This window comes from Flavobacterium gossypii (genome assembly GCF_014138495.1).
Lineage (GTDB): Bacteria > Bacteroidota > Bacteroidia > Flavobacteriales > Flavobacteriaceae > Flavobacterium > Flavobacterium endophyticum.
On the sequence record NZ_JACJIS010000002.1, the window covers coordinates 327292 to 353747 of the forward strand.

Sequence of the window (26456 nt, forward strand, 5' to 3'; positions counted from 1 at the left end):
TTTTTGGTTTATACAAAGATAGGATTTTGGATTGAATTTTGATTTTTTGTAGTTCTCTTAAAAAAGAGAGTCATATATTATGCCTTACCTTTTTTTATTATCATTTTACATTGGACATTTAGTTAATCAAAGAATTCTTTTGGCTAGCCATTCTAACAAACCAACCACACTAAAAATAAAACTCTGATAAAGGGTTAATAATACCAATAAAATATTATAATTGCTTTCTGAATTTATTTTTAGAGATAATAAAATCGTACCTTTATCTTTATAAACTTATTCAAAATTACAATTTATTTTTATGATTAAGTCATCTATATATTCTATTGGACACGGTAACAAAGACTTAAAAACATTAATTGAAGAACTTAATTCATTTAATATTGAATATGTTTTTGATGTAAGATCAAAACCATATTCAAAATTTTATCCACAATATAATAAAAATTCTCTTGAAATAGACCTAGCTTCCGAAGGAATAACTTATGTCTTTTTAGGTAATTATTTAGGAGGCTTACCAGATGACATAACCTGCTACATAGACGGAAAAGTTCAATACAATTTAGTTAGAGAAAAAAGCTTTTTCCAAGCTGGTATTAATTTATTAATTGATGCTAATAAGGAAAATCTAACAGTAGCATTATTATGTAGCGAAACAAAACCAGAAGATTGTCATCGTTGTAAATTAATAGGGCAAGAAATGTTATTATATAAAATATCTGTGCAGCATATTATCTCTACGCATAAAGTAAAAAAACAAGAAAAAGTATTTGAAGAAATTACCAAAGGCAAAAATACCTCAAATTTATTTGGAGAAGAAACCAATTTTACATCTAAAAAAAATTATTAAATTTTAATAAAATGAATATATACACAATTGGTGTTTATGGATCAAATGAATTTTCTTTTTTTGACAAATTGATTTCTTCCAAAATTGATACTTTTATCGACGTAAGACAAAGAAGAGGCGTTAGAGGTTCAAAATATGGATTTGTAAATAGCACAAAACTTCAAGAAAAACTAAAAGTATTAGGAATAGATTATATACATGAATTAAACCTAGCTCCTACAACCGAAATCAGACTTTTTCAAAAAAATGAAGATTTACAAAAACAAGAACTAAAAAAAAACAGGGAAGAATTAGGAAAATTATTTATTCAAAAATATAACAGTCTAATTTTAGATATTTTTGATTTTGATATTTTAATAGATAAATTAGAAGAAAACAATAAAAAAAATATTGTTTTCTTTTGTGTAGAGGAAAAACATACTGCTTGTCACAGACACTTAATAGTAAAAAGATTAAATAGTAAATACGACTTTAATGTAAAAAACTTATAAGAATGGAAGTTATTATTGTAGCAAAAACTAAATGGGGCGAGTATTTTTGTATTGGAGCTATTGAAATTGCTACAAATAAATATGTCAGACTTATGCGGTCTAATGGCGGATATCAACCATCAAATACTCCATTTAAAATTGGACAGGTTTGGGAGTTAAATTATATATGCAGCCCAGGAATTCCCCCACATATTGAAGATGTACAAATAACAAGTGGAAAATTCATAAAAGACATACAAAACTTAAATGAATACATCACTAAACATTGTAAAATATGGCAGGGTGATCCAACAGTATTGTTTGATTCATTTCTTAAATGGGAAAATAAAAGTGGATATTTAAATGATAAAAAAAATACTCCTTTAAATAGTGTGGGTTTTTGGAAATGCGATAAAGATCTAGTGTACGAAGATAACTATTACATATATAAGCAAAATTTCACTTTCTTAAATAAAAGGTTGCCATATAAAGGTATTGAAAAACCAGTATCCATAATTAATTCTGGCACTTTAATTAGAGTATCATTAGCAAAATGGTGGCCTTTAAAAGGAGAAGAAAGATGTTATTTACAATTATCAGGATGGTATAATTAGAAATAAATTGTTCAACGTATTATCTAAATTAATAATCTGGCATTTCATTATAAAATTTACCGTTAAGCAATCTTCCACTTGCTTTTTTATTTTTTCCTCCCCACTGTTTAAAGAAAAATGCGACTTTAGCTTTTTTACACTGATCATGAATATCCAAAACCCAGTCAGGATCCATTGCCCTTGGTTTATACCCACTCTCTCCTCCAACTATTACCCAATCTATGTTTTGTAAATCCAAAGAGGGTAATGGACCTATTAAAGGCTCTAGCGACAAAAATTTGACTTTTGCATTAGTATTTCTTAAAAAATCAATCCTATCAACAACCCTATTATCTTCAACAGAAACTCCCATCCAAATATTATGAGTCCATTTGAGTTCATAATGTACTCCTGCTAATCTTTCAGCTCTTTTTGTAAGGACCTGAAAAACATGTTGAGGATTATCATTCATAACTTTAAACACTTCTTTTATATAATCTAGTGGTATTGCGGGATGAAACAGATCACTCATTGAATTCACAAAAACAATTTTAGGTTTTTTCCAAGTATAGGGAGTTTTTAGAGATTCATAATGGGGCTTTACTATCTTAAATCCATCTTTATATTTTTCCTGACCCATTCCTTTTAATCTGCGTGTCATTATTTCTGCGTAACAAAATTTACAACCTGCAGAAATTTTTGAACAACCAGTTGTAGGATTCCATGTCATTTCTGTCCATTCTATGGATGAATTTGCCATATTATTTAAATTTTAGTTCGCAGTTATCAATTAACAATACAGTCTTTTTGTGTTGTTTACCATCTAAGTATTTTGCTTCGACCATATTATCTTCAACCATCTTACGGAGCGTTTTTAAATAATGAGGACCTGCAAATTGAGACGTCTTTTGGTGTTCTTCAAAAAGTTTTTTTGCAGTGATAGTAGTTCTTGAATATTTAGCTAATAATATTTTACTTAATGATTCAACATTACTATCGCCAAAATCAAATATACAATTTTCTGGGATATCTAATTTTTTTGCATCAAAAGTATAGTTACCATCCTTTTCTAGCGAAGCTCCAATATTATCAAATTCATGATAGATTTGTTTTACTAAGTCATAACCCCTATGGTGTTTAGTAAAATGAATAATATAATGACTCGTTCCAATACTATCTTCTTCCTTAAATTTAAAACGGCAATGATAAAGAGTACCAGTTGTCACTTTTTGAAATTCTTCAAACAAATTATCAACGATTAAGCTTAGCCTTTCATGAACAGATGATTTATACTTTCTATCCATTCTTAATTTTTCGACTGTTGTGGGAAAAAGGGAAGTCATCAACTCATCAAATTTATTATTGTCTAATGCCGCTTGTATCCTTTTTATGTTAAGAAATAAAAAAATTTCATTTCCCCAACCATTCATAAAATTAGCTAGAGCATTGGTATTTATACTTTTGTACCCAAAAGGATCAACGAATAGAAGTGTAGGCGACTGATTTGTTTTACCCCATTTTTTCGTTAAATACTTGGTAATCTGTTCATCATCTCCAACAGTTTTATTTCCAAAAATAGGATTATTCTTAAATGTACCGTTTGGGAAATGTTCTAAAAAGTTTTGTTTAAGTTTTTCACTGTAAGCATTATCATTAAACATTAAATACACTAATGATTTAAGTTCTTCGTCAGAAGCACATGCTTTACCTATTAATAAAGGTGTAGAAAAATTTCCATCATCATATTTTCCAGGTCCCGCATATAAATCAACATATCTAATTTCCTTTTGTTTAGATTTGTTAATTATCTTACAGTACTTTGGAAAATAATCAGCAACTATATTAGCTTTAATTCTTGATGATGGAGTCTGTTGTTTAAAAAAATCATCCACATTTGTTGTTGCCATGATATAAGTAGATTAAAATTTATATTTTTATAAAATTATCGTTTTAATAGACATTATTATTCCCAATTTTACGATAATTTATTAAATACTATTTGACCTTTTGCGAATATTCGACAAAATGTAGGGAAAAATCTCTTAAATGTAAACCACTGACTAAAAACCTTTATGCGGTTTTCCTCATTTTCAAAAAGTTACAATAAAAACACTAAGTTACTCAGATTCAAAATCAAAAGAGCTTTTATTCCAATTTCGTTCCACTCTCCTTTCCAATCAATCCCTCTTTTGAAAAATACATTAATACATTATCAAAAGGTTTTCCGAAGGAGACTGGGAGATAACTGGGAGATAACTGCCAGAAAATACGGTATAGATACGGTATGGGTACGGTATGGCTGTAGTATAGCCATAGGTAAAATGTCTGTTTTTTAGGGTAGCCGCTGGGCGCTTTTAGGAGAAAAGCAACGGCATTTGGCGGTAATCGGGTTCACGCTTCGCGAATTGTGCAAGAGCAGTATTGCTCGAAATCGCTAATTAAATAAATTCTTCCTTTTTAGCCTATTAATAGCACCATTTAGCTCAAAACCGAGCAACAGGATCATACAGTTGAGCCAGATATAGATCATCAAAATAAGAAGCGTTCCGATAGAGCCATAAAGTTCGTTATATTTTGCGAAACGGACAACATAAATTCCGAAAATAAAGGAGGTCAGGATAATGAGTACGGTGGTAAAGATGGAGCCGATACTAAAAAAAGAGTTGCGGCGGGTCTGCTTGGTTCCGAACTTAAAGAGTATGGAAGTGGCGGTGAGGATCATGAGTCCGACGAAGACGAAACGTCCGATGCTGACGAGGTTGATGCTGTCAAAGACGCCTTGGCTTTTCATGCGCTGTATGATGTATTCGAAAATAACGATGGCGGAAACGGTCACGATCAAGAGGGTCGACAATATGATCGCAATGCCCAGGGCTACGGCGTATTGGCGGAAAAAGCCTCGGGTGACGGTGATGTGTCTTGATATCTCGAAGCCTCCGAGTATGGCATTGACACCGTTGGCCATCAAAAAGATGGACAGCAGGAAACCGGAAGAAAGGAGTCCTTTGTAGCTGTTGTTGAGAATGTCGTTGATTATTTTATAGATGGCTTCGTAGGTATTGGGCGGTACGCTTTCTTCGACGAATTTCAGGAAGTCGGCTTGGAAGCCTTCAATCGGGATGTACGGAATCAGGTTCAGGATAAAAAGCGCAAACGGAAAAAGGGCCATAAAGAAGCTGAAGGCAATGGCACTGGCGCGGTAGGAAAAGGCGCCTTTGGCAATACCGATAAAGTAGAGCTCTAGGAGGTCGTAGAACGAGAGTCCTTCGAGCCACGGGAGCTTGATGCGCTGCGTGAGGTGCATCAGCGGGCGTATTACGGGAATCTTTTCGAGCTTGTCTTCGATTATCTTGGTCACTTGGTCTTGTTTTAGATGGCTTTCAGGCTAAGGTCCATATTATAGACGGAATGCGTAAGGGCTCCTGAGGAGATATAGTTCACGCCGCATTCGGCATAGTTGCGGATGGTCTTTTCGTTGATGTTTCCGGAGGATTCGGTCTGGCATTGGGTGCCGATCAGGGCTACTGCGGTACGGGTGGTGTCGTAGTCGAAATTGTCGAGCAGGATTCTGTGTACGTTTTGGGATTCTAGGATTTCGCGTACTTCGTCTAGGTTTCTGGCTTCGACGATGATCTTGAGGTCGAGGCTGTTTGCCTTGAGGTAGTCGTTGGTTTTTTGGATGGCTTTGGTGATGCCTCCTGCAAAATCGATGTGGTTGTCTTTGAGCATGACCATATCGTAGAGGGCAAATCGGTGGTTCTCTCCTCCTCCTATCTTTACGGCCCATTTTTCGATGGCTCGGATACCGGGCGTGGTTTTTCGGGTATCGAGTACTTTGGCGCTGGTGCCTTCTAAAAGGTCGGCAAAGGCTTTGGTTTTGGTGGCAATGGCCGACATGCGCTGCATGGCGTTGAGCACGAGACGTTCTGATTTGAGTATGGACTGGGAGCTTCCGGCTACGTGAAAGACGACATCGCCGTAGTTAACGGGTGTTCCGTCTTGGATAAAGGTTTCTACTTTTAGGTCTTTGTCGACGTAGTTGAAGATCATCTTAGCAAATTCGACTCCGGCTATGATGCCTTGGTCTTTGACCAATAGCTTGGCTTTTCCTTGTGCGGTTGCGGGAATGCAGGCTAGTGAGCTGTGGTCGCCGTCGCCTACGTCTTCACGGATTCCGTTTTGTATGATGAGTTGTAATTCGTTCTGAAACTGGGCTTCTGAAATCATGGTATTGTTTTAATGGAAGCTAAAATAATAAATTCTTTTAGACTTGTACAGGGTTTGTTGTTTTTAATTGCTCGTGTTTTGGGGGTTTCTATTTTTTGAATTCTTGATGGGATAGCGTTATCTTTGTTGCGCGATCGTAGTGGCTTAGCGCCTATAATCTTAGCTTCTTTAAAATGAATATCAAACTTATCGCCATCGGCAAAACGGATAATAAGTCGCTTCAGGCTTTGATTGATGATTATCAGAAACGGTTATCGTTTTATATCAAGTTCGACTTGGAGATTATTCCGGATATCAAGAACGTGAAGAATCTTTCGGAAGCACAGCAGAAGGAAAAGGAAGGCGAATTGATTCTTTCTAAGCTATCGCCTACCGATCAACTTATCTTGTTGGACGAGAATGGCAAGTCGTTTTCGAGCGTCGGTTTTTCGGAGGAGCTACAGAAGAAGATGAACTCGGGCATCAAGACGTTGGTGTTTGTCATCGGCGGGCCGTATGGTTTTTCGGAAACGGTCTATGCGAAAGCTCAAGGGAAGGTTTCGCTGTCGCTAATGACTTTTTCGCATCAGATGGTGCGGTTGTTTTTTATTGAGCAGTTGTATCGGGGATTTAGTATTTTGAGGGGGGAGCCGTACCACCACCAATAATTGATAGTTGAAAGTTGATAGTTGGTAGTTATTTATGATTTGTGATTTGTGATGGTTGGAAAGTTGGAAGTCGTAAAGGATAAACAAATTTATTTATCAAGCAATCCAAAATCTAAAATCTTAAACCATAAATAATCCTTCGCCTTTCCACTTTATACCTTTCCACTTTATGACTTTTGACTTTCGACTTTCTAACTTTCGACTTTCCAACTATCAACTTTCCACTACAAACTATCCACTAATCTAATTGCTTCTACAGCTTCTTTCACATCATGCACTCTTAATATCTTGGCGCCTTTTTGGAGGGAAATGGTATTGAGCACGGTAGTTCCGTTTAGGGATTCTTGGGGCGTGATTCCCAGGGTTTTGTAGATCATGGATTTTCGGGAGATGCCGGACAGGATCGGGAGCTCGAGGATCTGGAAGAGTTCGAGCTTGTTCATTACTTGGAAGTTTTGCTGGGTTGTTTTTGCGAATCCGAAGCCGGGGTCGATGATAATATCATTAATTCCTAAGCTTCTGGCTTGGCTTACTTTTTCAGAGAAATAAAACAGCATGTCTTTGACGATATCATCGTATTCAGTTAAGCTTTGCATGGTCTGCGGGTTGCCGCGCATGTGCATCATGATGTAGGGCGTGTTGTATTTGGCAACGGTTTCCATCATTTTTGGGTCTAGTCCGCCTGCGGCTATATCGTTGATGATGGCGGCTCCGTGCTGGATGGCGACTTCTGCGACTTGGCTGCGGAAGGTGTCTACGGAAATGATGATTTCTGGGAAGACTTTTGTCAAAAGGTCGATTACGGGAAGCAGCCTTGCGAGTTCTTCTGCTTCGGAAACGAATTCGGCATTGGGTTTTGAGGAATAGGCTCCGATATCGATAAAGGTGGCGCCTTCGTCTAGCATCTGTTTTACTTTGTCTATGATGGCTTGGTCGCTGTCGTTTTTTCCGCCGTCGTAAAAAGAGTCTGGCGTAATGTTGAGGATTCCCATTACTTTGGGCGTTGACAGGTCGATAAGGGTTCCGTTACAGTTCATTGGATAGGTATTTTTTTGGCTTGTGTTTATTTCAGGAAGAAGCTTGCCATTATTTTTTGCATGTCTTTATAATGGGCGGGAAACATGTCAGTTTTAATCGAGCCCGTAAGTTGGTAGAGGTTCTCTTTTTCTATATAAAGATGTTTTACAAATGTATAGCCCTCATCTTCATAGATGAGTTCGTCAAATGCGGATTGGGAATGTTCGTTCCAGCTTTTGGTTACTGTTTTTCCGCGTTCTGTCACTTTTATAACTTCCTTAATTCCTATGCCGGAGCAGTCTAATTTGGACAATGAGATTCCAGAAAAATCGGCTATGGCCTTGTTGCCAAAATCATAAAGGGAAAAGAGGGATTTGAACGGGTCTTTTTCTTCGTTCTTATAGGTTCTCAATTCGGATTTCGCGGGATAGGTAATCGAATAGGCAGCGGTTTCATGGGTGGTGGTTGCACCTTGCGCTTGCGCGATACAACTGCTTGTTAAGGCTAAGAAGAGGAATACAAAATGTAGCTGTATTGTTTTCATTACGTTCCTAAATTTTAATTTTAACTACTAATTTCCAATGCTTTCGGAGTTGCGGTATTTTTTATATCGCATTAATGTACATGCCCATCGCATTTACCTTTCGCCTTAACTCTTTTTTCACTATTTTTGGACAAATTTCATACAAATATACACCAATAATGGATACTACCTCTCAGGAATTTGACAGCGTTATCGGCACTTGCCGTACTTTATTCATCAACAAGATGCAGGATTATGGCAGCGCTTGGCGCATCCTTCGCCTGCCTTCGCTAACCGACCAGATTTTTATCAAGGCGCAGCGCATTAGAAGCTTGCAGGAAAACGAGGTACGCAAGGTGGATGAGGACGAGACGGGAGAATTCATAGGCATTATCAATTATTCGATCATGGCGCTGATCCAGTTGGATTTGGGCGTTGTGGAGCAGCCGGATCTGGGCGTGGCAAAGGCAACGGAGCTTTATGATGAAAAGGTGGCCTTGACCAAAGCGCTTATGGAGGCGAAAAACCATGATTATGGGGAGGCTTGGCGCGATATGAGGGTAAGTTCGTTGACGGATTTGATCTTGCAGAAATTGCTTCGCGTAAAGCAGATAGAGGATAATAAAGGGAAAACGATTGTTTCTGAAGGGATTGACGCGAACTACCAAGACATGATCAACTACTCGGTTTTTGCCTTGATCTTGATGGGTTTTGCCAAATAACAACTCATTAACAAATTGAATTTATCATAAGCTTTATTTTTGAGAAAACTTACATCATGGAAAACCTAAAAAAATACCTCCCTTGGGCCTTACGGATCTTGATTTCTTTTTTGTTCTTGATTTCGGCTGTCGCAAAAATGTATCCTTCTCCTTATTTTGCTATTTCTACTTTTGAAGTAAAACAGCTGTATCCGATGGGCTTTTCGGAAGATTTTGCTGTATTCTTTTCTAGAATCTTGATCGGGATTGAGTTTGCATTGGGGCTTTTGTTATTACAACCGCATTTTTTAAAGCGAATCGTTATTCCGGCTACCTTGCTGATGCTGATTGTTTTTACGACCCATTTGACAATCGATACGATACAAAACGGCGGCAATTCGGGCAACTGCGGTTGTTTCGGGAGCTTGCTTCCTATGACGCCGATTGAGGCGATTATCAAAAACGTGATCGCTGGAGTACTTTTGGTCTATCTTTTATATTTGCTTCCTAAGAATACCGATAAAAAGAATTTCTGGGTCTTGACGACCGTGACTTTTGCTTCGATATTGATGATCTTTATGCTGGCACCGATACAGCCTAAAGCAGTGGAAGACACGGCTGATGATGCTACAGTACTTCCTATAGAAACTTTAGAGGCCTTCCCTGCCCAGCCTGCCGATTCTTCAGCAGTTCCTGCTACGGAAACCAAAACGGCTGAGACAACTGCTGTTGAGGCTGCTAAACCGGCAACCGACGAGCCGGCTCCGCAAAAATCGGGCTATGCACAGTATTTCAGCAAGGCCGACCAAGGCAAGAAAATCATCTGTCTTTTTGTTCCGGGCTGCGACCATTGCCGCGACGTGGCAAAAGAGCTGACTGAAATGAGGGCGAAAAATAAAAACTTCCCTGAAGTGTCTGTGCTGTTTATGAATGAGGAGGCTGAAAAGATTCCGGAGTTCTTCAAGTTTGCGGGAGCGGATTATCCGTATAAGGTCTTGGAAGTGATTCCGTTCTGGAAGCTTTTAGGCACGAGCAAGGATACTCCGGGCGTTATCTATCTTTGGAATGGCAACAAGATCAAGGAATGGGACGGCATCAACGAAAAGAAATTTGTGGGTTCTGAACTGCAGAACGTCTTGAAAAAAAATTATTCAGAGCTAAAAAAATAAGCTTCTTTGATCAAATACCTCTTACATAAAATAGGATATGCCCTGCTGACGCTTTTTGGAGTGGTCACGGTCATATTCTTTTTATTTAACGTGCTGCCGGGCGATCCGGCACGCATGATGCTCGACCAGAATGAAAACTCGGAACAGCTGGCAATTGTCAAGAAAAAGTATGGTTTTGACAAGCCGATTTCGACGCAGTATCTGTATTATCTGAACGACCTCTCGCCTATTTCTGTCCACAGCAAGAATGCGGGGGATTATACGTTTCTATCGGAAGGCAAATACAATGCGGTTCCGCTTTTTGCTATCGGCAATGATGAGGTGGTTTTAAAAACGCCTTACCTGCGCGAAAGCTTTCAGAAAAGCGGCAAGAAAGTATCGGATGTCATTGGTAATACCTTGCCGAATACGTTTCTGCTGGCATTGTTTGCTATTGTGATTGCTATCGTGATAGGCATCTTGCTTGGGATTATTTCTGCTCTTTATAAGGATACTTGGATCGACAGGGTGATTGCGTTGTTGAGTACGTTAGGCATGAGCATTCCGTCTTTTTTTAGTGCTATTTTATTTGCATGGCTTTTTGGCTTTGTGCTGCATGAGTATACGGGACTGAACATGACGGGCAGTTTGTATGAGGTGGATGATTTTGGCGAAGGACAGTACATACAGTGGAGAAATATACTGCTTCCTGCGATTGTTTTGGGTATCCGTCCGCTAGGCGTCGTGATACAGTTGATGCGGAATTCGCTGCTGGAGACTTTCGGGCAGGATTATATCCGTACGGCACGTGCGAAAGGGCTGTCGGAGTTTCAGATTATCAGGAAGCATGCGGTCAAAAACTCTTTGAATCCCGTAGTGACGGCTATTTCGGGCTGGTTTGCTTCGATGCTGGCAGGTGCTGTTTTTGTGGAATATATCTTTGGCTGGAACGGTCTCGGGAAAGAAATCGTAGAGGCTTTGAATAATTTAGACCTGCCCGTGATTATGGGTTCGGTTATCGTGATTGCTACTACTTTTGTGGTGATTAATATTTTGGTGGATCTGGTGTATGCGTATTTGGATCCGAAGATTCGTTTAGGATAGATTTAACTTTAACCCTGACAGGGTTTGGAACCCTGTCAGGGTTGTTGTATTCAAAAACTTAATAGTATATTTGCTTATCTCAAAAAAGAACAACTCAATGAAAAAAATACTCTTATCTCTTTTGGTGGTCTTGGGAACCGTATCTTGCTCTCAGGCTCAAAAGACAGAATTCGCTGCAGAAGCCTTGGCTGAAAAATTGCAGACTTTAGACGGAAAAGAAATCTCTTTTAAAGAAATACTAAACAAGCATAAAGGAAAGACTGTCGTGATCGACATCTGGGCTTCGTGGTGCAGCGACTGCGTGAAGGCCATGCCGAAAGTAAAAGACATGCAGGAAAAAAGTCCGAAGACAGACTACGTCTTTATTTCGATGGACAAGACAGCCGAGAAATGGAAAACTGGAATCGAAAAGCACAGCTTGACAGGCGAGCATTATCTGGCGCCTGACGGAATGAAAGGCAAATTCGGGAAAGCTATCGACTTGGACTGGATTCCGCGCTATATTGTTATCGACAAGAAAGGAAAGATTGCTATCTACAGAGCCATCGAAACCGATTTTGATAAAATAAATGCTACTTTAAAAAAACTTAACTAATGAGACAAAAGATTGTTGCGGGCAACTGGAAAATGCACAAAAACGCGGAAGAAACAGAAGATTTACTAAACGACCTTATTGATAAATTGCCGAACGATGTAGAAGCACATATTATTGTAGCGCCTACTTTCGTAAACCTGGCTTCTGCCGTAGACCACTTAGAATTTACCAACATCGGCGTTGCCGCACAAAATATGCACCAAGCCGAAAGCGGTGCTTTTACTGGAGAGATTTCTGCGGATATGCTGAAAAGCATCGGCGTAGGCATCGTTATCTTGGGACATTCTGAAAGAAGAGCATATTTCCATGAAACGGATGCTCTCTTGGCAGAAAAAGTAAACACGGCCTTGAAACATGAATTGCAGGTAATCTTCTGTTTTGGCGAAGAGCTAAAAGACAGACAGTCGGGCAATCATTTCAATATTGTAGAAAACCAATTAAAAGACGGATTGTTCCACCTGGAAGCCAAAGACTGGGAAAGCATCGTCTTGGCGTATGAGCCGGTATGGGCTATCGGGACAGGCGAAACGGCTTCTCCGGAACAGGCTCAGGAAATGCACAAGTTCATCAGAGAAACGATTACGTCTAAATATAATGCAACTTTGGCTGAAGATGTTTCTATCCTTTACGGAGGCAGCGTAAAACCAGACAATGCGAAAGAGATTTTCTCTAAACCGGATGTAGACGGCGGATTGATTGGCGGTGCTGCATTAAAAGCGACCGATTTTGCAGCGATAGTGGCAGCGATATAAGCAATTCTTGTACTTTATACTATAGCCCAGAACTTGTATTCTGGGCTTTTTTATTATGCCTATATTAAGCCATCGTTACGGCTTAACGTTTATAAAACATTTGGAAAGCTTCTCTTAAACTTTCGTTTATCTGGCAGTAATGGCTGGTTAATAACTCTTTGTGACTTTTGCGGGAATTAATCAACCTAAATACTTTATGTCACACAACTACGCTTCAAAAATCGAGAAAGCACTACTGTTGCTCATCCTCTTTTTTGTGGCCCAATTTTCTTATGGGCAGACCCTTATCCATTATTGGAATTTTAACAACAATGCTTCCGAAGCGGCTATCACGACTCCTACATCGACACTTGTCACTGGAGCTTCGCTAACTGCTATTGCTGGAGGAATCAGCGTTATCGACTTTGCCGGAGGAACCGGACAGGCTTTTGATTTGCAAAACCTAAATGCCAGAAATGGCGATGGTCCTGGAACGCACTTGCGTTTTAACGACCCTATCGGTGGTGCTTTGCAATTTGCATTGCCTACGACTGGTTTTGAAAACGTGATTGTCAAATTCGCTTCACGTCGTTCGGGCTCAGGTGCCGGAAACCAAAAATGGTCATACTCTGTAGACGGAACTACTTTTGTTCCTTTTGCTACAATCGCGCCAAACAATGGCAACCCTGCATTAGAAGCCTTAGATTTTAGTGCCATTGCTGCCACAGACAACAATCCTAATTTTAAATTAAAAGTAGAATTCGAAGTCGGAGCTGGCGGAACGGTAGGAAACAATCGTTTTGACAACTTCACTATAGAAGGAACTTCTGCGGGCGGTGGCGACACTACTGCACCGACTGTGGTATATGCTCCTGCTAATTCTAGCACCAACATTGCGGTAGCTGCAGATATTACTATTACTTTCAACGAAGCTATTCGATTGGCTAACGATGCCGCTATCGACAATACGAATGTAGATGCTTTGGTAACATTACGCCTGAACAACGCGACAGGAGCTGTGGTTCCGTTTGACGCGACGATTTCAGGAAATACAATCACCATCAATCCAACTTCAAATTTAGCCAACAACCAAGCGTATTATGTAGCCTTGCTTCCAAATACGGTAGAAGACTTGAGCGGCAATGCGGTTACTGCTGCAACCTCAAGCACGTTTACTACCATTGCGGTACAGACACAATTCCAGGCGGGAGATTTGGCTTTTGTAGCCTATAGAATGAACGCTTCTGGAACAGAAGACGAAGTGGCTTTTGTAACGTTTGTAGATATCCTTCCGGGTACTTTCTTGACGTTTACCGATTCAAAATATACGACTAACACGCCAGCACAATGTCCGAACGGAATTGTATGGACGGTTGGCGCTAACGAGTGTATCCCTGCGGGTTCTGTTGTCAGAATCCAGACTTCTGCCTTGATTGCCAACAAAGGAACCGTTACAGGCTCTGGCTTTGGACTAAGCTCAAGCGGCGACCAAGTAATCGTTTACTCTGGAACGAATACCGCTCCAAACTATATTACGGCTTTAAGCTCTAACGGATGGGCAACTGCAAACACGGCTTGCGGCGGCAGCATCTCAATGCTTCCAGCGGGATTGGTTGACGGAACTAGTGCGTTAAATACGTCTACTGCTCCTGGAAACGATGCTGGAAATACAGTCAATGCTTTTTATAGCGGCGTACAAACAGGAACTCCTGCTGTCTTAAAAGCGGCTATCCTAAACCCTGCCAACTGGACGGGCGTTGCAGGCGGAACAGCTCCTCAAACATGGCCGACTTGGAACTTCCCAAGTTCATTGCAAGTACAAAGTGCTTCGGTATTGAACAACACTACAATTCAGATTACGTTCAATGCTAACTTAAATACAGCTTCGGCTTCGAATCTTGCTAATTATACTGGCGTAGCCAACTTAGCTTCTGTTACGGTAGCGAACAATGTAGCTACTTTGACTTTCTCTGCTCCTTTTGCCCCTGCTACAAATTATGCTTTGGTCATCAGCAACATTCAAGATGCTGCCGGATCGACTATGGCTTGTCCTTATACTTACAACTTCAGCTTTAATGCGACCCTGTCTTTGGCTTCTAACTTTGTAACGGTTAATGAAGATGCAGGTACTTTGAATTTTGTTGTCAATCTTGCGGCTGCGGCTACAGGTTCTGTAGACTTGGTCTTGAAACCGGCAGCATTCAATACTGCTGACTCGAATGACTTTACATTTGCGACACGCACGTTGAATTTCACTTCTGCAAGCGCATTGACACAAACGATACAGATTCCGATTATCGACGATACGGCTTTAGAGCAACAAGCGGAATATTTCGTATTGAGCTTAGAAAATCCTGTAGGCTATTCGATCACAGGAAATCCGATGGCTACGATCTATATTAAAGACAACGATAGGATGGCTAAAGTCCCGAACAACGATATTCAATTGAACTATATCGGAAGCTTTGATCCGTCGGGAACAAACAACAGTACATGCGAAATTGTAGTACACGACCCCGTTTCACAACGTTTATTCACGACAAGCGCTATTGCTGGTTTTCTTGACATCGTAGACTTCTCGAATCCTGCTGCCCTATCTGTAGTACAGTCGATTGACATGAATCCTTACGGCGGCGTGACAAGTGTTGCGGTTAAAAACGGAATTGTTGCCGTAGCTTCTCCAAATGCAAACGAAGCATTGAACGGTTCTGTGGTATTCTTCACTACTAACGGTGTGTTCCAAAAGCAAGTTACCGTTGGTGCTCTTCCAGACATGATTACGTTTACGCCAGACGGCACTAAAGTATTGACTGCTAACGAAGGACAGCCAAACGCAGACTATACTGTTGATCCAGAAGGTTCTGTAAGCGTAATTGATATTTCGGGAGGCATTGCTTCTCTTACGCAAGCTAACGTAACGACTATGTTGTTCACGCAATACAACACCCAAGAAACGGCACTTATTGCCAGCGGCGTTAGAAAATTGAAATCGACAAGCACCATGTCTCAAGATTTTGAGCCAGAATACATCACAATCAGTGCTGATTCTCAAAAAGCATGGGTTGCTTTGCAGGAAAACAACGCGATTGTAGAAATCAACCTGACTAATAATACCTATACAGCTCTTTGGGCTTTAGGCACTAAAGATATGAGCGTTGTGGGTAACGGAGCGGATATCTCAGACAACAACGGACAGATCTTGATTGCCAACTGGCCTATAAAATCATTCTACCAGCCTGACGGAATTGCCAATTATACTGCAGGCGGTACTAATTTTATCGTAACGGCTAACGAAGGCGATGAAAAAGAATATACTGGCTTTGTAGAAAGAATTACGATTGGAGATAACAACTACGGATTAGACGCTGTTGCGTATCCAAATGCTTCTATGCTAAAACAAAGCTACAATGCTGGAAGATTCAGAGTTTCTGCTTTCTCAGGAAATACTGATGCTGACGCTGAAAAAGAACAGATTTACGCGCTTGGCGGACGTTCGTTCTCGATTTTCAATACGGATACAAAACAGTTGGTATTTGACAGCGGCGACGATTTTGAAATGTACACAGCCATGACACCATCTATCAATCCGATTTTTAATGCCGATCACGAGGATAACGGAATCAAAGTAAGAAGCCGTGCTAAAGGTCCAGAACCTGAAGGCGTTACGCTTGCTGAAATTGCAGGAAAAACATTTGCTTTTATCAGCCTAGAAAGAGTCGGTGGTGTTATGGTCTATGATGTGACCAACCCGAACGACGTGAAATTTGTAGACTATAAAAACAGCCGTAGCGTTTCTGCTTATGCCGGCGATCACGGTCCAGAAGGAATCACCTATATCAAAGCGGCAGACAGCCCAACAAATAAAGATTATATCGTAGTAGCCAATGAAATCAGCGGTACATTGACTTTATTTGAAATAAACACAGAAAATCTTTCAACTCCAGGTTTTGAAAACGAGCCTAAAACGTTCGTATTGTTCCCGAACCCTGCGGTTGACGGAATCGTATACTTCAATAGAATAGCCGATATCGAAGTTTTCGACTATACCGGAAAACTAATCCATACAGCCAAACAAGCCTTGACCATCGACACTTCTTCAATGGCAACCGGAATCTACCTGGTTAAGACCGCTGAAGGAATTACGAAAAAGCTCGTGGTCAAATAATCCCCTTCTTTCTTCCCTTTACAAAAAACCAGTTTCGTTCTGAAACTGGTTTTTTTTTGCTATCACCAGATTGGCTGAGGTTGACATAAGGCAATAAAAAAGCCTTATCGTTTGATAAGGCTTCTATGGGAAATTTAAAACGGGCAACAAACAACCTCTTAAATCCCTATTTCTACTTGAAATCTCAAATACCAATTCTGCTTAGAGCTTCCGTCAAAGTAATTCAAATCGTCAAGCGTAAGCTCTCCCTGAAGCTTGAAGGCATGCTCCCAGATGTATTTGGTAACGCCTATGCTGTACTGTTTGGTATCCGGCGCTAATTCTTGGATGTCTTCATTGACTTTTTGTGTGGAGAACCTTCCGATGATTTCATAATTTGAAGGAAAAAGGTAGCTCAATTGGTAGTCCATTCCGCTTCCGGTAAAGACATACTGTATATCCGTAGCATCTTCCGGATTTACCGTAATCGGGTTGTCACAAGCCCTAGACATATAGGCCGACATGAATGCCCAGCCGTTGTATTTTAGCATGGCATCGAGCAGTACCGATTTCATTGTTTTTTGCTCAAACAAATCTTCTCCCAACTGTCCTTGCGTTCTTCTTGCATGATTATTCTGTTGAAAAGCACCCGATAGCATTAATTTTGGCGTTGCTTCTCTGGCAATATCGCCCTCAAAAGAAGTTCCATCCTTTTTAAAAGAACCAAAAGGAAACAGCTCCAGCTTTCCGGTCAAGGCCACGCCATTGTCGTTGCTCTTTGTCCAGTTTCGCCCTTCACCGGTCGAAACTGCCGTCTTGATGTTATAAGAAAACTTTTCTAGGTTTTCGTGGAGGTAATGCGCTTGGAAACCAAAATCACGGTCTACCGTAAACTTGGCATTATTGATGGTCCTGTCTGTCAGCTGCAGACCTCCCGAAGAGTTGACCCTCTGGCGGTTCCCTGGCAATTTTGTCTGTCCGAAGCTAAAGTTCCAGTTTTTATTCGGTCGGTAAAACACCACCGCATCACGGATGATGTTGAGGTTCTCTCCTTCTTCGATTTCGCCCACATCGCCAGGAGCGAAAGAAAGCTGGATGGCATATAAAAACCTAGGATCTCCGACATATCCGTCAAAACGCAGACGCAGTCTTCGAATCTGTCCGTCATAAGCCGATTCTTCACCTTCATTCTCAATATACGTGACCCTATTCTGCATCCTGAAACGGATGTTCAGCTGAAAAAGACTATCAGGAGATGTCAATCCCAAGCCTTTACCATAGCTGTAGTACGGCAGCGCAGATAATTTTAAATCGTTATCTTTGGTAGTAACCTTAATGTCCTGAGCAGTAGAAACGCTAATTACAAATAGCGATGCCAGCGTTAAGATTTTCTTCATAATGGCGTTGTGTTAATTTGATGCAAACTTAATATTAATTTTACCTAGCGTATGTTATGAGAATATTACCTTTGCAAAAAATTAATGTTATGGCAAATACCTACCTGGGATATCATTTTAAAGTAGAACCAAAAGAGCTGGGCTCAGAAATTCTTGTGGCCGAATTAGGCGAAAAACCTTTTGACAGCTTCATCGAAACTGAATTTGGAGTTACGGCTTATATCCAAAAGGTACTTTGGACTGAGGATGTCTTAGAGGATATTTTTATATTGACCTCGCCTGAATTTACGGTGAGCTATACGGTAGAAGAAATCGAGCAGGTGAACTGGAATGAGGAATGGGAAAAGAACTTTGAAGCCATCGACGTTGACGGAATCTGCCATGTAAGAGCTCCTTTTCATGAAAAGACCGATGCAAAATACGATATCGTGATCGAGCCGAAAATGTCTTTCGGAACCGGCCACCACGAAACGACGCACATGATGATCCAGCATCTTTTGGAAACGGATGTAACAGGAAAGAAAACGTTGGACATGGGCTGCGGTACCGCTATCTTGGCAATATTGGCTGAAATGAAAGGCGCTCAACCAATCGATGCTATCGATATCGACAACTGGTGCTACCTGAATTCGATTGAAAACGCTGAACGCAACAACTGCAGCCATATTACCGTTTATGAAGGCGATGCGGCATTGCTGGCGGGCAAAAACTATGATGTAATCATCGCGAATATAAATAGAAACATATTGCTCGACGATATGCAGCAATATGTAGATTGCCTGAATCCCGGAGGCACATTATTCTTGAGCGGTTTTTATGAAGAAGACATCCCGGTAATCGATGCTTCCTGCACTGAGAAAGGGCTGACCTATGTTAAAAAACATCAAAAAAACAATTGGGTGGCCTTGAAATATGTAAATTAGATTAAATTTTTGATTATGAGCACTAAAGAAAAAATTCAAGAAGAAGTCTTAGTCGAAGAACTGACTTCCTTAAACAATGAAATTATTCTTTATAATGACGATGTGAATACTTTTGACCATGTTATCGAAACCTTGATACGGGTCTGCAATCATACTTCCGAGCAAGCCGAGCAATGTTCTATCATTGTTCATTATAAAGGAAAGTGTACCGTGAAAACGGGTTCATTAGACGAACTAAAACCGCAATGCACCCAGCTTCTAGAAGCTGGATTAAGCGCAGAAATAGTTTAAAAAGAAAGGCTCCCAATGGGAGCCTTTTTATTTGGACAGCAAAATCGAATTATGGCAACTTATCATGAAACTTGCTTTAGCATTTTCTTGAAATACCTTGACTTGTATCTAACAAGACCTTGCTCTCTACCTAAGTATACTTTGCTTTACCTCATGGATAACCTTGATCTATATTTAGGCATACTTTGATCTACCCCTTGGATGACTTTGCCCAACATATAGGTATACTTTGCCTTGCTTCTAGCATAGCCTTGCCTAGCAACTTGGTACGCTTACAAGCTTACTCATAGTATAGCTACACCGCATAAAAGCGCACAAAAAAAACCTGAAGTCGTACTTCAGGTTTTTTAATGCATAACTAGAACGGCCAAATCTCAAGCTCGTTATCCAGTTTTTTAGTTTTTTGTAAAGACTTTAACTACCTTAACAGGAACGCCTTCGAGATTGACCGTATTTTCATACCGCAATTCTGAGCCGTTCAGCTTGGTCACCTGATAGGTATCGGCACCTATCGTAAGCGTTGCGCCATTCTTTGTCCAATTCGATTGGGTGGCATCTTCCACGCAGTTGTTGTTTTGGTCTTTGTTTAGCAGCACATTCCTAAAAACACCGCCTTCAACAAATTCTACATGGTCTTTTTCACAGCCGTTTTCATGGCCCGTGTAGCTTTGGTCTACCGGAGTGCCTCCTTGAGCTGTGACGATAGTCTTGTTGTAGTTCCATTTGCCGACAATGGTTCTTTCAAACTCATCATCGCTAGAACTGCAAGAAGCCAATGATAAGCTTGCCATAGCCAGCACACCCATCAAAATTTTAATCTTTCTCATAGTATATTCTTTGGGATTATAACTAAAAATTAGCGTAAAAATTGTGATAAACCCGCAATACATTGAAATCTGCCTTGCAAAGTTTTCATTTCAAATCGTATATTCGTAGCACTTAAGAACCTAATCCCTACCCGACCTTGTCTAAAAAAATACTCATACTATTGCTATTTTGCTGTTTTTTAGGATTTTCGCAAGAACTGCCTCCTATCCTAAAATACGGTTCCAACAGTTATGGAGCCGGCAACCAAAACTGGATGATTACCCAAGACAACAGCCAGTTTGTTTATTTTGCCAACAATGAAGGGCTTTTAGAATTTAACGGAGCCGACTGGAAACTCTATCCGTCGCCAAACGAGACCATCATCCGTTCGGCAAAATTCATCAATGACAGGATCTATACGGGCTGTTATATGGAGTTTGGCTATTGGAAAAGACAAAAGGATGGTCTTTTAAAATATACGTCGCTGAGCAAGCCTATTATCGACAAGATGTTGGACGACGAGCAGATCTGGAACATCATCGATTACGATCAATGGGTCATCTTTCAATCGCTAAACCAGATTTTTTTATACGATACCAAGACCTCAAAGTTTAAGATCATTACGCCAAAAGGCGCTATCTCAAGGGCTTTTAAGGCCAATGATGCTATTTATTACCAAACTTATACCGAAGGGCTGTTTGAGATTGAAAACGGCGAAGGCAAGCTGATTTCTAACGATCCTATCATCCTAAAGAACAAAATCGTAAATATCTTTTCAAGAAACGGCGGATTGTTGTTGCAGACACAATTCAACGGCTTTTATACCTTCTTCAACAACACGCCAGTCAAATGGCATACAGAAGCAGACGCGGACTTATCTACAAGCAGTATCTACAGCAGCCAGATTTTGTCTGACGGTAGTTTTGCTCTAGGTAGCGTTTCTAACGGTATCTTTATCATTTCCAAAGAAGGAAAGATACTTTACCACATCACGCAAAACAAAGGCTTGAGCAACAATACGGCCTTGTCGATTTTTGAAGATTATGACAAAAACCTTTGGATTGGCCTTGACAACGGCATCAACTGTATCAACCTAAATTCTCCCGTACGTTCCTTTTCGGACGATACTGGAATTCTAGGTACCGTTTATACATCGATTCTCCATGACGGCAAATTGTTTGTGGGCACCAATCAGGGATTGTTTTACAAAACGTATGAATCGCCTGAAGACTTCAAGTTTATCAATGGTACTAAAGGACAAGTCTGGACACTCTATTCGCACAAAGGAACCTTGTTCTGCGGCCATGATTCGGGTACTTTTATAGTCAATGGCAATACCGTCAGTTCTCTTTTTACTATTTCAGGAACCTGGAAATTTGAAACGGTTCCCGGCCGACAAGATTTGTTATTGCAAGGCAATTATTATGGCGTTTCGGTTTTAGAAAATAAAAACGGGCAATGGGCTTTCCGCAATAAAATCTCTGGTTTCGACTATTCTTCGAAATACTTTGAGATTACAAAGAACTTAGAAGTCTATGTAAGCCATGAATACAAAGGCGTTTTCCGCTTTCAGCTGGATTCCGACTTGCGAAAAACAGACAGGTTCATCACGTATAAATATCCGACAAAAGGAAAAAACGCCGGACTTACAAAATTCAACGGCAGCATCTATTATTCCTATAAATACGGCATCTTTAAGCTAGATCCAAAAACCAAGCAATTTGAAAAGGATACGACCTTAAGCCGTGTTTTTGAAAAAGACAGCTATACGTCGGGAAAGCTGATGGTCGATAATTCGAACAGGCTGTGGTTTTTTACCAAAAACTACATCAATTATTTCTCGTATGGAAAATTAAGCTCGCAGCTCAAGCACAATATCATCCCGATTCCGTCATCGCTTACCAATTCGATGCTGGGTTATGAAAACATTACGCAGATATCCAATTCCATCTACTTGATTGGGACAACAGACGGTTATTATACCATCAATATCGACGATCTTAAATTCAACAAGTATAAGATTTCGATGTCGAGCATTTCGGTCAACAAATCCAATGAAAGCCTTCGTTATGCAGCAATCGCGGGACATTCTGATTTTAAGTTTGCCGACAACAACATTACTTTTTCGTATACGGTACCGGAATTCAACAAATACATCAATGCCGAATACCAATTTCTTCTTGAAAACTATCAGGAAACCTGGAGCGAATGGAGCAACAAGCCTACTGTAAACTTCAAGAACCTTCCGCCAGGCGATTATACTTTTAAGGTTCGTGCTAAAATCGGAAATGCGCTTTCTGAGAATACGATTTCCTACACGTTCACCATCCTAAAGCCTTGGTACCGAACGACGATCGCGGTTATCATCTACATCATCATTTTCTTGGTAATGGCGTATTTCATCAATAGGGCTTATAAAAATTACTACCATCAGCAAAAAGAAAAACTGATTGAAGAAAACAACCGTCTGCTCGAGATCAAGGAACTGGAAACAGAACAGGAACTGATGAAAATCAAGAACCAGCAGCTAGAACAAGATTTTGAAAGCAAGAACCGCGAGCTGGCGGCATCGACCATGAGTCTTATCAAAAAGAACGAACTCTTGAGCATGATTAAGGAAGATTTAAAGAAAAATTCTGAAGAAGGAAACAGAAACATCAAGTCGGTCATCACCACCATCAACAAGAATATCAGCGAAGAAGACACGTGGAATATCTTCAAGGACGCTTTTAACAATGCTGACAAGGATTTTCTTAAAAAAGTGAAGAATCTGCATCCGTCGTTAACACCTAATGACTTGAGGCTTTGCGCCTATTTGCGATTGAATCTTTCTTCCAAAGAAATTGCTCCCCTGCTTAACATTTCTGTACGAAGTGTAGAGATAAAACGATATCGTTTGCGGAAGAAAATGGATTTATCCCACGAAGAAGGCCTTGTCGAGTACATACTTTCAATATGACAAACCACAACATTAAACAAATTTACCTATACAATACCACAACAACAACGTTGTAATTGGATTTCTTAAGCTTACTAAGAGAGTGTTAGCAAAACTTTAAAAATCTCTTAAATTACTGTTAATGCTCGTTTTTTTTATGAATAATAAAATTTAAGCCAATTTTTTTTGAATTGTATATTTTTTGTTGTGGTTGTATTTCTCATATTCTCAAACAAGACTTCTAATTTTAGATATCACAAAAAACAAATTATATGAAGTCAAACTTTTTCCTCATTGCTTTCATCCTGATTTCTTCTTTCTGCTATGCGCAGGAATATGAAATTGGCGGTAAAGTAACTGAAGCTCAAACAGGCCTGCCATTGCCTGGAGCGACTGTTTCCGTAAAAAACGGAACATTACAAACAATAGCAGATCTAGATGGAAATTTTAAGATCTCAGGCGTTCCATCGGGTGCTACTTTAGTATTTAGTTACGTTGGATTCTCTAATTATGAATTTAAGGTAACTAAGAACGAAACCATCTCTATAGGATTGAGTCCTGATGCCGAATCGCTAGAAGAAGTTGTAGTGATCGGATACGGAAGCCAGACCAAAAGAGAAGTAACCGGAGCCGTAGGGATCGTAAGCAGCAAGAATCTAGAACAGCTGCGTCCTATAAAAATCGAACAGGCACTGCAAGGAACCGTTTCTGGAGTCAATGTAACGACTCAGTCCGGTAGACCAGGCGGTAATCTTGACGTAAGAATCAGAGGTATCGCTACCAACGGTGAAAACAGGCCTACCTTTATAGTAGACGGCAATATCATAAAAGACATAGGATTGCTGAATCCGAATGATATCGAAAGCCTTACCGTATTAAAAGATGCACAAGCGGCCATCTACGGAACCATTGGTGCTAACGGTGTCATCTTGATTACGACAAAAACAGGAAAGAAAAACTCAAAAACAAGAATTTCCTATAATACGTATATCGGTTCCCAAGAAACAAGTAGAAAGTTACCGTTGCTAAATGCTACGGAATATGCGCTGTTATTGAACGAAAGCTATGCCAATGCAGGAAATGCGCTTCCATTCCCAAATGTAGCCGGATTAGGAAAAGGAACCGACTGGCAAGATGAGGTTTTCGATACAGGCGTGCCGATCGTAAGCCATGACCTTTCGGCAAGCGGCGGTTCGGATAAAGTGACCTATACCATCAGCGGATCACATTTAGACCAAGGCGGTATCATTGGCGGCTACAAATCAAATTTCTTAAGAAATACTGCCCGTTTGAACTTAAATGCTGACTTGACAGACAAATTAAGAGCCAAAGCAAACGTGATGTATTTATACACCAGCTCAAGGACTTTTAACGAAAATGCTTTAGGATCGGTATTGTTTAATGCCATCAACACACCTTCTATATTCAAACCTTATGACCAAAACGGAAACTATACCGTTTTGCCAAGCGGTGATGTGAATACTCCAGGTAGTAACATCGGTTTTGAAATCATCAACCCGCTAGAGCAGATTGCCAATACCTTCAACACCTATAACCTTAAGAGATTAAGCGGTTCCTTTGCGTTAGAATATGACGTCATCAAAGACTTGACAGTAACTGGACGTATTGGTTTTGAAACCTCTAACAGCGAAGGAAAAACGTTTAACAAGCTGGTGTACTACGGCGAAGGAAAAGTATTCAACAATCCGAGAAGCAGCGTAGATCAAAACGCAATCAACGACAACAGCTACACGTTCGACTTGTTTGCGACCTACAAAAAAACGCTGGCAGAAGACCATAACTTTGCAGTAACAGCAGGTACGACCGTATTCAAAGAATATGGCAACGGACTGAATGCAACTGGTTTTGACGTTCCAAATAACTCATGGGAATTTGCCGACATTTCATTAACTACAGGATATGTAGACCGAAAAGCAGCAGGATCCTACGCTTATGATGAAAGAAGATTGTCACATTTCGGAAGATTGCAGTACGATTATAAAGGAAGATACCTGTTGTCTGCCATGATCAGACGCGATATGTCAACTAAATTCGGACCTTCCAACCGCGTGGCCTACTTCCCTTCTTTCACAGCAGGATGGGTGATATCAGACGAGAGCTTCTTTGGAGAATCTAAATTCATCAATTTCCTAAAATTAAGAGGAAGCTACGGAAGCCTTGGAAACGACCAAATTAAATCAAATGCCTATATCTCCTTGCTAGGAGGTGAAGCTACCTATATCTTTAACGGACAGCTTGTCAATGGAAATGCAATCGGATTATTAGCCAACCCAGATGTAAAATGGGAAGAAGCTAAAAAATTCGACGTAGGTTTAGATTTCAGACTGTTCAACGACAAAGTTGAAATCGCTACCGATTATTTTATCGATACCCGAAAAGACCTTTTGATCGTAGACGTTCCGATCAGTGCCATCACTGGAATTGCGGCTCCTGGAGGCTCTTCGCCAGTAGTCAATGCAGGAAGTGTTAGAAACAAAGGTTTTGAATTTGCAATCAACTATAAAGAACAACTGTCTGACAACTTTTCATTCAACGTAAACTATAACGTTACGACATTGAAAAACGAAGTGATCGAAGTCAATAACGGTACCGGATTTATCGAAGGCGGTTTGTTCGGAACAAGCACGATTACTTCTAGAATGCAGGTCGGACATGAAATGGGTTATTTCTTCGGATACAAAACCAACGGAATTTTCCAAAACCAAGCCGAAGTCGATGCACATCCTTCGCAATCCGCTTTAGGCGCTGAAGCAAAACCAGGCGACCTGCGTTTTGTTGATGTCAACGGAGACAACAAAATCGATACTAGCGACAGAACTGACATCGGAAGTCCTATTCCAGATGTAACCATGGGATTGAACATCAACCTAAACTACAAAGGATTTGATTTTACAGCCTATGCCTTCGCTTCTATCGGAAACGACATGGTAAGAGCCTATGAAAGAACTCAAAACGACGTCAACAGATCCAACTACATGTTAGGCAGATGGACAGGCGAAGGTACTTCCAACAGTGTTCCTAGAGTTACGACAGCAGCTACGGCAAACAACATATTCTCAGATTATTTCGTAGAAGATGCTTCGTACCTAAGAATCCAAAACGTACAATTAGGCTATACGCTAAACCCTTCTTTCACAGAAAAAGCAGGAATTACCAAAGTGAGAATCTACACAGGAGTAAACAATCTTTACACTTTCACAAAATATAAAGGCTATGACCCAGGAGCATCCAATGGAAATCCTATTGGCGGCGGTGTGGATAACGGATTCTATCCGATTCCGAGAACCTATATGTTTGGCGTAAATGTTAATTTTTAATTCAAGACAAAA

The 26456-nt window shown here is 40.2% G+C and carries 22 protein-coding genes; 14 read left to right on the forward strand and 8 right to left on the reverse strand.

Annotated elements, in window-relative coordinates; translation table 11 throughout:
• Positions 1-301 precede the first annotated feature (301 nt).
• From GGR22_RS11405 to GGR22_RS11415, 3 genes are read left to right on the forward strand one after another with little or no spacing between them, the layout of a single operon-like run.
• Positions 302-850, forward strand: a complete 549-nt coding sequence (locus GGR22_RS11405; RefSeq protein ID WP_182493762.1) for a DUF488 domain-containing protein — start codon at positions 302-304, stop codon at positions 848-850.
• A gap of 11 nt (positions 851-861) precedes the next feature.
• Entirely contained in the window at positions 862-1341 is a 480-nt protein-coding gene (locus GGR22_RS11410) for a DUF488 domain-containing protein (protein ID WP_182493763.1), read from the forward strand.
• A 2-nt stretch (positions 1342-1343) separates the two neighbouring features.
• Positions 1344-1934, forward strand: coding sequence for a dual OB domain-containing protein (locus GGR22_RS11415; RefSeq protein ID WP_182493764.1), 591 nt, complete (start codon positions 1344-1346; stop codon positions 1932-1934).
• A gap of 28 nt (positions 1935-1962) precedes the next feature.
• Here GGR22_RS11415 and GGR22_RS11420 read toward each other — a convergent pair whose 3' ends face one another.
• The 4 genes from GGR22_RS11420 to nadC form a co-directional block, all read right to left on the reverse strand.
• Positions 1963-2673 (reverse strand): DUF5131 family protein, encoded by a 711-nt coding sequence (locus tag GGR22_RS11420; protein ID WP_182493765.1) that lies wholly within the window; start codon positions 2671-2673, stop codon positions 1963-1965.
• Position 2674: 1 nt separating this feature from the next.
• Entirely contained in the window at positions 2675-3820 is a 1146-nt protein-coding gene (gene tcmP, locus GGR22_RS11425) for a three-Cys-motif partner protein TcmP (protein WP_182493766.1), read from the reverse strand.
• Between the two features lie 527 nt (positions 3821-4347).
• Positions 4348-5271: a YihY/virulence factor BrkB family protein gene (locus tag GGR22_RS11430; RefSeq protein ID WP_121376564.1), complete on the reverse strand. Its 924-nt coding sequence runs from the start codon at positions 5269-5271 to the stop codon at positions 4348-4350.
• Between the two features lie 11 nt (positions 5272-5282).
• Complete coding sequence (gene nadC / locus GGR22_RS11435) at positions 5283-6140, reverse strand: carboxylating nicotinate-nucleotide diphosphorylase (RefSeq protein WP_182493767.1); 858 nt, start codon at positions 6138-6140, stop codon at positions 5283-5285.
• A 173-nt stretch (positions 6141-6313) separates the two neighbouring features.
• Here nadC and rlmH point away from each other — a divergent pair, with 173 nt between their 5' ends.
• The gene (gene rlmH, locus GGR22_RS11440) at positions 6314-6787 is read left to right on the forward strand and encodes a 23S rRNA (pseudouridine(1915)-N(3))-methyltransferase RlmH (protein ID WP_182493768.1); all 474 of its coding nucleotides are present in this window, start codon (positions 6314-6316) and stop codon (positions 6785-6787) included.
• A gap of 224 nt (positions 6788-7011) precedes the next feature.
• Here rlmH and folP read toward each other — a convergent pair whose 3' ends face one another.
• Both folP and GGR22_RS11450 read right to left on the reverse strand, forming a co-directional pair.
• A complete protein-coding gene (folP, locus tag GGR22_RS11445; protein ID WP_182493769.1) occupies positions 7012-7824 on the reverse strand; it encodes a dihydropteroate synthase in 813 nt (270 codons plus the stop codon).
• Between the two features lie 26 nt (positions 7825-7850).
• Positions 7851-8348 carry a hypothetical protein gene (locus GGR22_RS11450; protein WP_182493770.1) on the reverse strand — a complete coding sequence of 166 codons (498 nt, stop codon included), beginning with the start codon at positions 8346-8348 and terminating at the stop codon, positions 7851-7853.
• A gap of 158 nt (positions 8349-8506) precedes the next feature.
• On the opposite strand from GGR22_RS11450, the gene GGR22_RS11455 reads away from it, so the two are divergent.
• The 6 genes from GGR22_RS11455 to GGR22_RS11480 all read left to right on the forward strand — a co-directional run bounded on the left by GGR22_RS11455 (position 8507) and on the right by GGR22_RS11480 (position 16771).
• On the forward strand, positions 8507-9049 hold the full coding sequence (locus GGR22_RS11455) for a DUF1599 domain-containing protein (RefSeq protein ID WP_121376571.1): 543 nt from the start codon (positions 8507-8509) through the stop codon (positions 9047-9049).
• A gap of 56 nt (positions 9050-9105) precedes the next feature.
• On the forward strand, positions 9106-10197 hold the full coding sequence (locus tag GGR22_RS11460; protein WP_182493771.1) for a MauE/DoxX family redox-associated membrane protein: 1092 nt from the start codon (positions 9106-9108) through the stop codon (positions 10195-10197).
• Positions 10198-10203: 6 nt separating this feature from the next.
• Complete coding sequence (locus tag GGR22_RS11465; RefSeq protein ID WP_182493772.1) at positions 10204-11280, forward strand: ABC transporter permease; 1077 nt, start codon at positions 10204-10206, stop codon at positions 11278-11280.
• 97 nt (positions 11281-11377) lie between these two features.
• Positions 11378-11875 carry a TlpA family protein disulfide reductase gene (locus GGR22_RS11470; RefSeq protein WP_182493773.1) on the forward strand — a complete coding sequence of 166 codons (498 nt, stop codon included), beginning with the start codon at positions 11378-11380 and terminating at the stop codon, positions 11873-11875.
• Entirely contained in the window at positions 11875-12627 is a 753-nt protein-coding gene (gene tpiA / locus GGR22_RS11475) for a triose-phosphate isomerase (protein WP_121376575.1), read from the forward strand. The genes GGR22_RS11470 and tpiA overlap by 1 nt, the downstream gene beginning before the upstream one ends.
• A 196-nt stretch (positions 12628-12823) precedes the next feature.
• Positions 12824-16771 carry a choice-of-anchor I family protein gene (locus GGR22_RS11480; protein WP_182493774.1) on the forward strand — a complete coding sequence of 1316 codons (3948 nt, stop codon included), beginning with the start codon at positions 12824-12826 and terminating at the stop codon, positions 16769-16771.
• Between the two features lie 158 nt (positions 16772-16929).
• On the opposite strand, the gene GGR22_RS11485 is transcribed toward GGR22_RS11480, so the two are convergent.
• On the reverse strand, positions 16930-18147 hold the full coding sequence (locus GGR22_RS11485; RefSeq protein ID WP_121376577.1) for a porin: 1218 nt from the start codon (positions 18145-18147) through the stop codon (positions 16930-16932).
• Positions 18148-18236: 89 nt separating this feature from the next.
• Between GGR22_RS11485 and prmA the strand changes: the two genes are divergently transcribed.
• Both prmA and GGR22_RS11495 read left to right on the forward strand, forming a co-directional pair.
• Complete coding sequence (gene prmA, locus GGR22_RS11490; RefSeq protein WP_182493775.1) at positions 18237-19070, forward strand: 50S ribosomal protein L11 methyltransferase; 834 nt, start codon at positions 18237-18239, stop codon at positions 19068-19070.
• Between the two features lie 15 nt (positions 19071-19085).
• Entirely contained in the window at positions 19086-19361 is a 276-nt protein-coding gene (locus GGR22_RS11495) for an ATP-dependent Clp protease adaptor ClpS (RefSeq protein ID WP_121376579.1), read from the forward strand.
• Between the two features lie 395 nt (positions 19362-19756).
• Here GGR22_RS11495 and GGR22_RS11500 read toward each other — a convergent pair whose 3' ends face one another.
• The gene (locus GGR22_RS11500) at positions 19757-20188 is read right to left on the reverse strand and encodes a hypothetical protein (RefSeq protein WP_147406621.1); all 432 of its coding nucleotides are present in this window, start codon (positions 20186-20188) and stop codon (positions 19757-19759) included.
• 137 nt (positions 20189-20325) lie between these two features.
• Between GGR22_RS11500 and GGR22_RS11505 the strand changes: the two genes are divergently transcribed.
• On the forward strand, positions 20326-23127 hold the full coding sequence (locus GGR22_RS11505) for a helix-turn-helix and ligand-binding sensor domain-containing protein (RefSeq protein WP_317169790.1): 2802 nt from the start codon (positions 20326-20328) through the stop codon (positions 23125-23127).
• A 251-nt stretch (positions 23128-23378) separates the two neighbouring features.
• Positions 23379-26444, forward strand: a complete 3066-nt coding sequence (locus GGR22_RS11510) for a SusC/RagA family TonB-linked outer membrane protein (protein ID WP_182493776.1) — start codon at positions 23379-23381, stop codon at positions 26442-26444.
• Positions 26445-26456 lie beyond the last annotated feature (12 nt).

What these genes read in the sequence shown, in the direction of transcription:
- tpiA (WP_121376575.1), top strand. Translation starts at nt 11,875, where the DNA reads ATGAGACAAAAGATTGTTGCGGGCAACTGGAAAATGCACAAAAACGCG.
- GGR22_RS11455 (WP_121376571.1), top strand. Translation starts at nt 8,507, where the DNA reads ATGGATACTACCTCTCAGGAATTTGACAGCGTTATCGGCACTTGCCGT.
- tcmP (WP_182493766.1), bottom strand. Translation starts at nt 3,820, where the DNA reads ATGGCAACAACAAATGTGGATGATTTTTTTAAACAACAGACTCCATCA.
- rlmH (WP_182493768.1), top strand. Translation starts at nt 6,314, where the DNA reads ATGAATATCAAACTTATCGCCATCGGCAAAACGGATAATAAGTCGCTT.
- GGR22_RS11405 (WP_182493762.1), top strand. Translation starts at nt 302, where the DNA reads ATGATTAAGTCATCTATATATTCTATTGGACACGGTAACAAAGACTTA.
- GGR22_RS11500 (WP_147406621.1), bottom strand. Translation starts at nt 20,188, where the DNA reads ATGAGAAAGATTAAAATTTTGATGGGTGTGCTGGCTATGGCAAGCTTA.
- GGR22_RS11470 (WP_182493773.1), top strand. Translation starts at nt 11,378, where the DNA reads ATGAAAAAAATACTCTTATCTCTTTTGGTGGTCTTGGGAACCGTATCT.
- nadC (WP_182493767.1), bottom strand. Translation starts at nt 6,140, where the DNA reads ATGATTTCAGAAGCCCAGTTTCAGAACGAATTACAACTCATCATACAA.
- GGR22_RS11420 (WP_182493765.1), bottom strand. Translation starts at nt 2,673, where the DNA reads ATGGCAAATTCATCCATAGAATGGACAGAAATGACATGGAATCCTACA.
- GGR22_RS11510 (WP_182493776.1), top strand. Translation starts at nt 23,379, where the DNA reads ATGAAGTCAAACTTTTTCCTCATTGCTTTCATCCTGATTTCTTCTTTC.
- GGR22_RS11415 (WP_182493764.1), top strand. Translation starts at nt 1,344, where the DNA reads ATGGAAGTTATTATTGTAGCAAAAACTAAATGGGGCGAGTATTTTTGT.
- GGR22_RS11450 (WP_182493770.1), bottom strand. Translation starts at nt 8,348, where the DNA reads ATGAAAACAATACAGCTACATTTTGTATTCCTCTTCTTAGCCTTAACA.
- prmA (WP_182493775.1), top strand. Translation starts at nt 18,237, where the DNA reads ATGGCAAATACCTACCTGGGATATCATTTTAAAGTAGAACCAAAAGAG.
- GGR22_RS11495 (WP_121376579.1), top strand. Translation starts at nt 19,086, where the DNA reads ATGAGCACTAAAGAAAAAATTCAAGAAGAAGTCTTAGTCGAAGAACTG.
- GGR22_RS11480 (WP_182493774.1), top strand. Translation starts at nt 12,824, where the DNA reads ATGTCACACAACTACGCTTCAAAAATCGAGAAAGCACTACTGTTGCTC.
- GGR22_RS11485 (WP_121376577.1), bottom strand. Translation starts at nt 18,147, where the DNA reads ATGAAGAAAATCTTAACGCTGGCATCGCTATTTGTAATTAGCGTTTCT.
- folP (WP_182493769.1), bottom strand. Translation starts at nt 7,824, where the DNA reads ATGAACTGTAACGGAACCCTTATCGACCTGTCAACGCCCAAAGTAATG.
- GGR22_RS11460 (WP_182493771.1), top strand. Translation starts at nt 9,106, where the DNA reads ATGGAAAACCTAAAAAAATACCTCCCTTGGGCCTTACGGATCTTGATT.
- GGR22_RS11410 (WP_182493763.1), top strand. Translation starts at nt 862, where the DNA reads ATGAATATATACACAATTGGTGTTTATGGATCAAATGAATTTTCTTTT.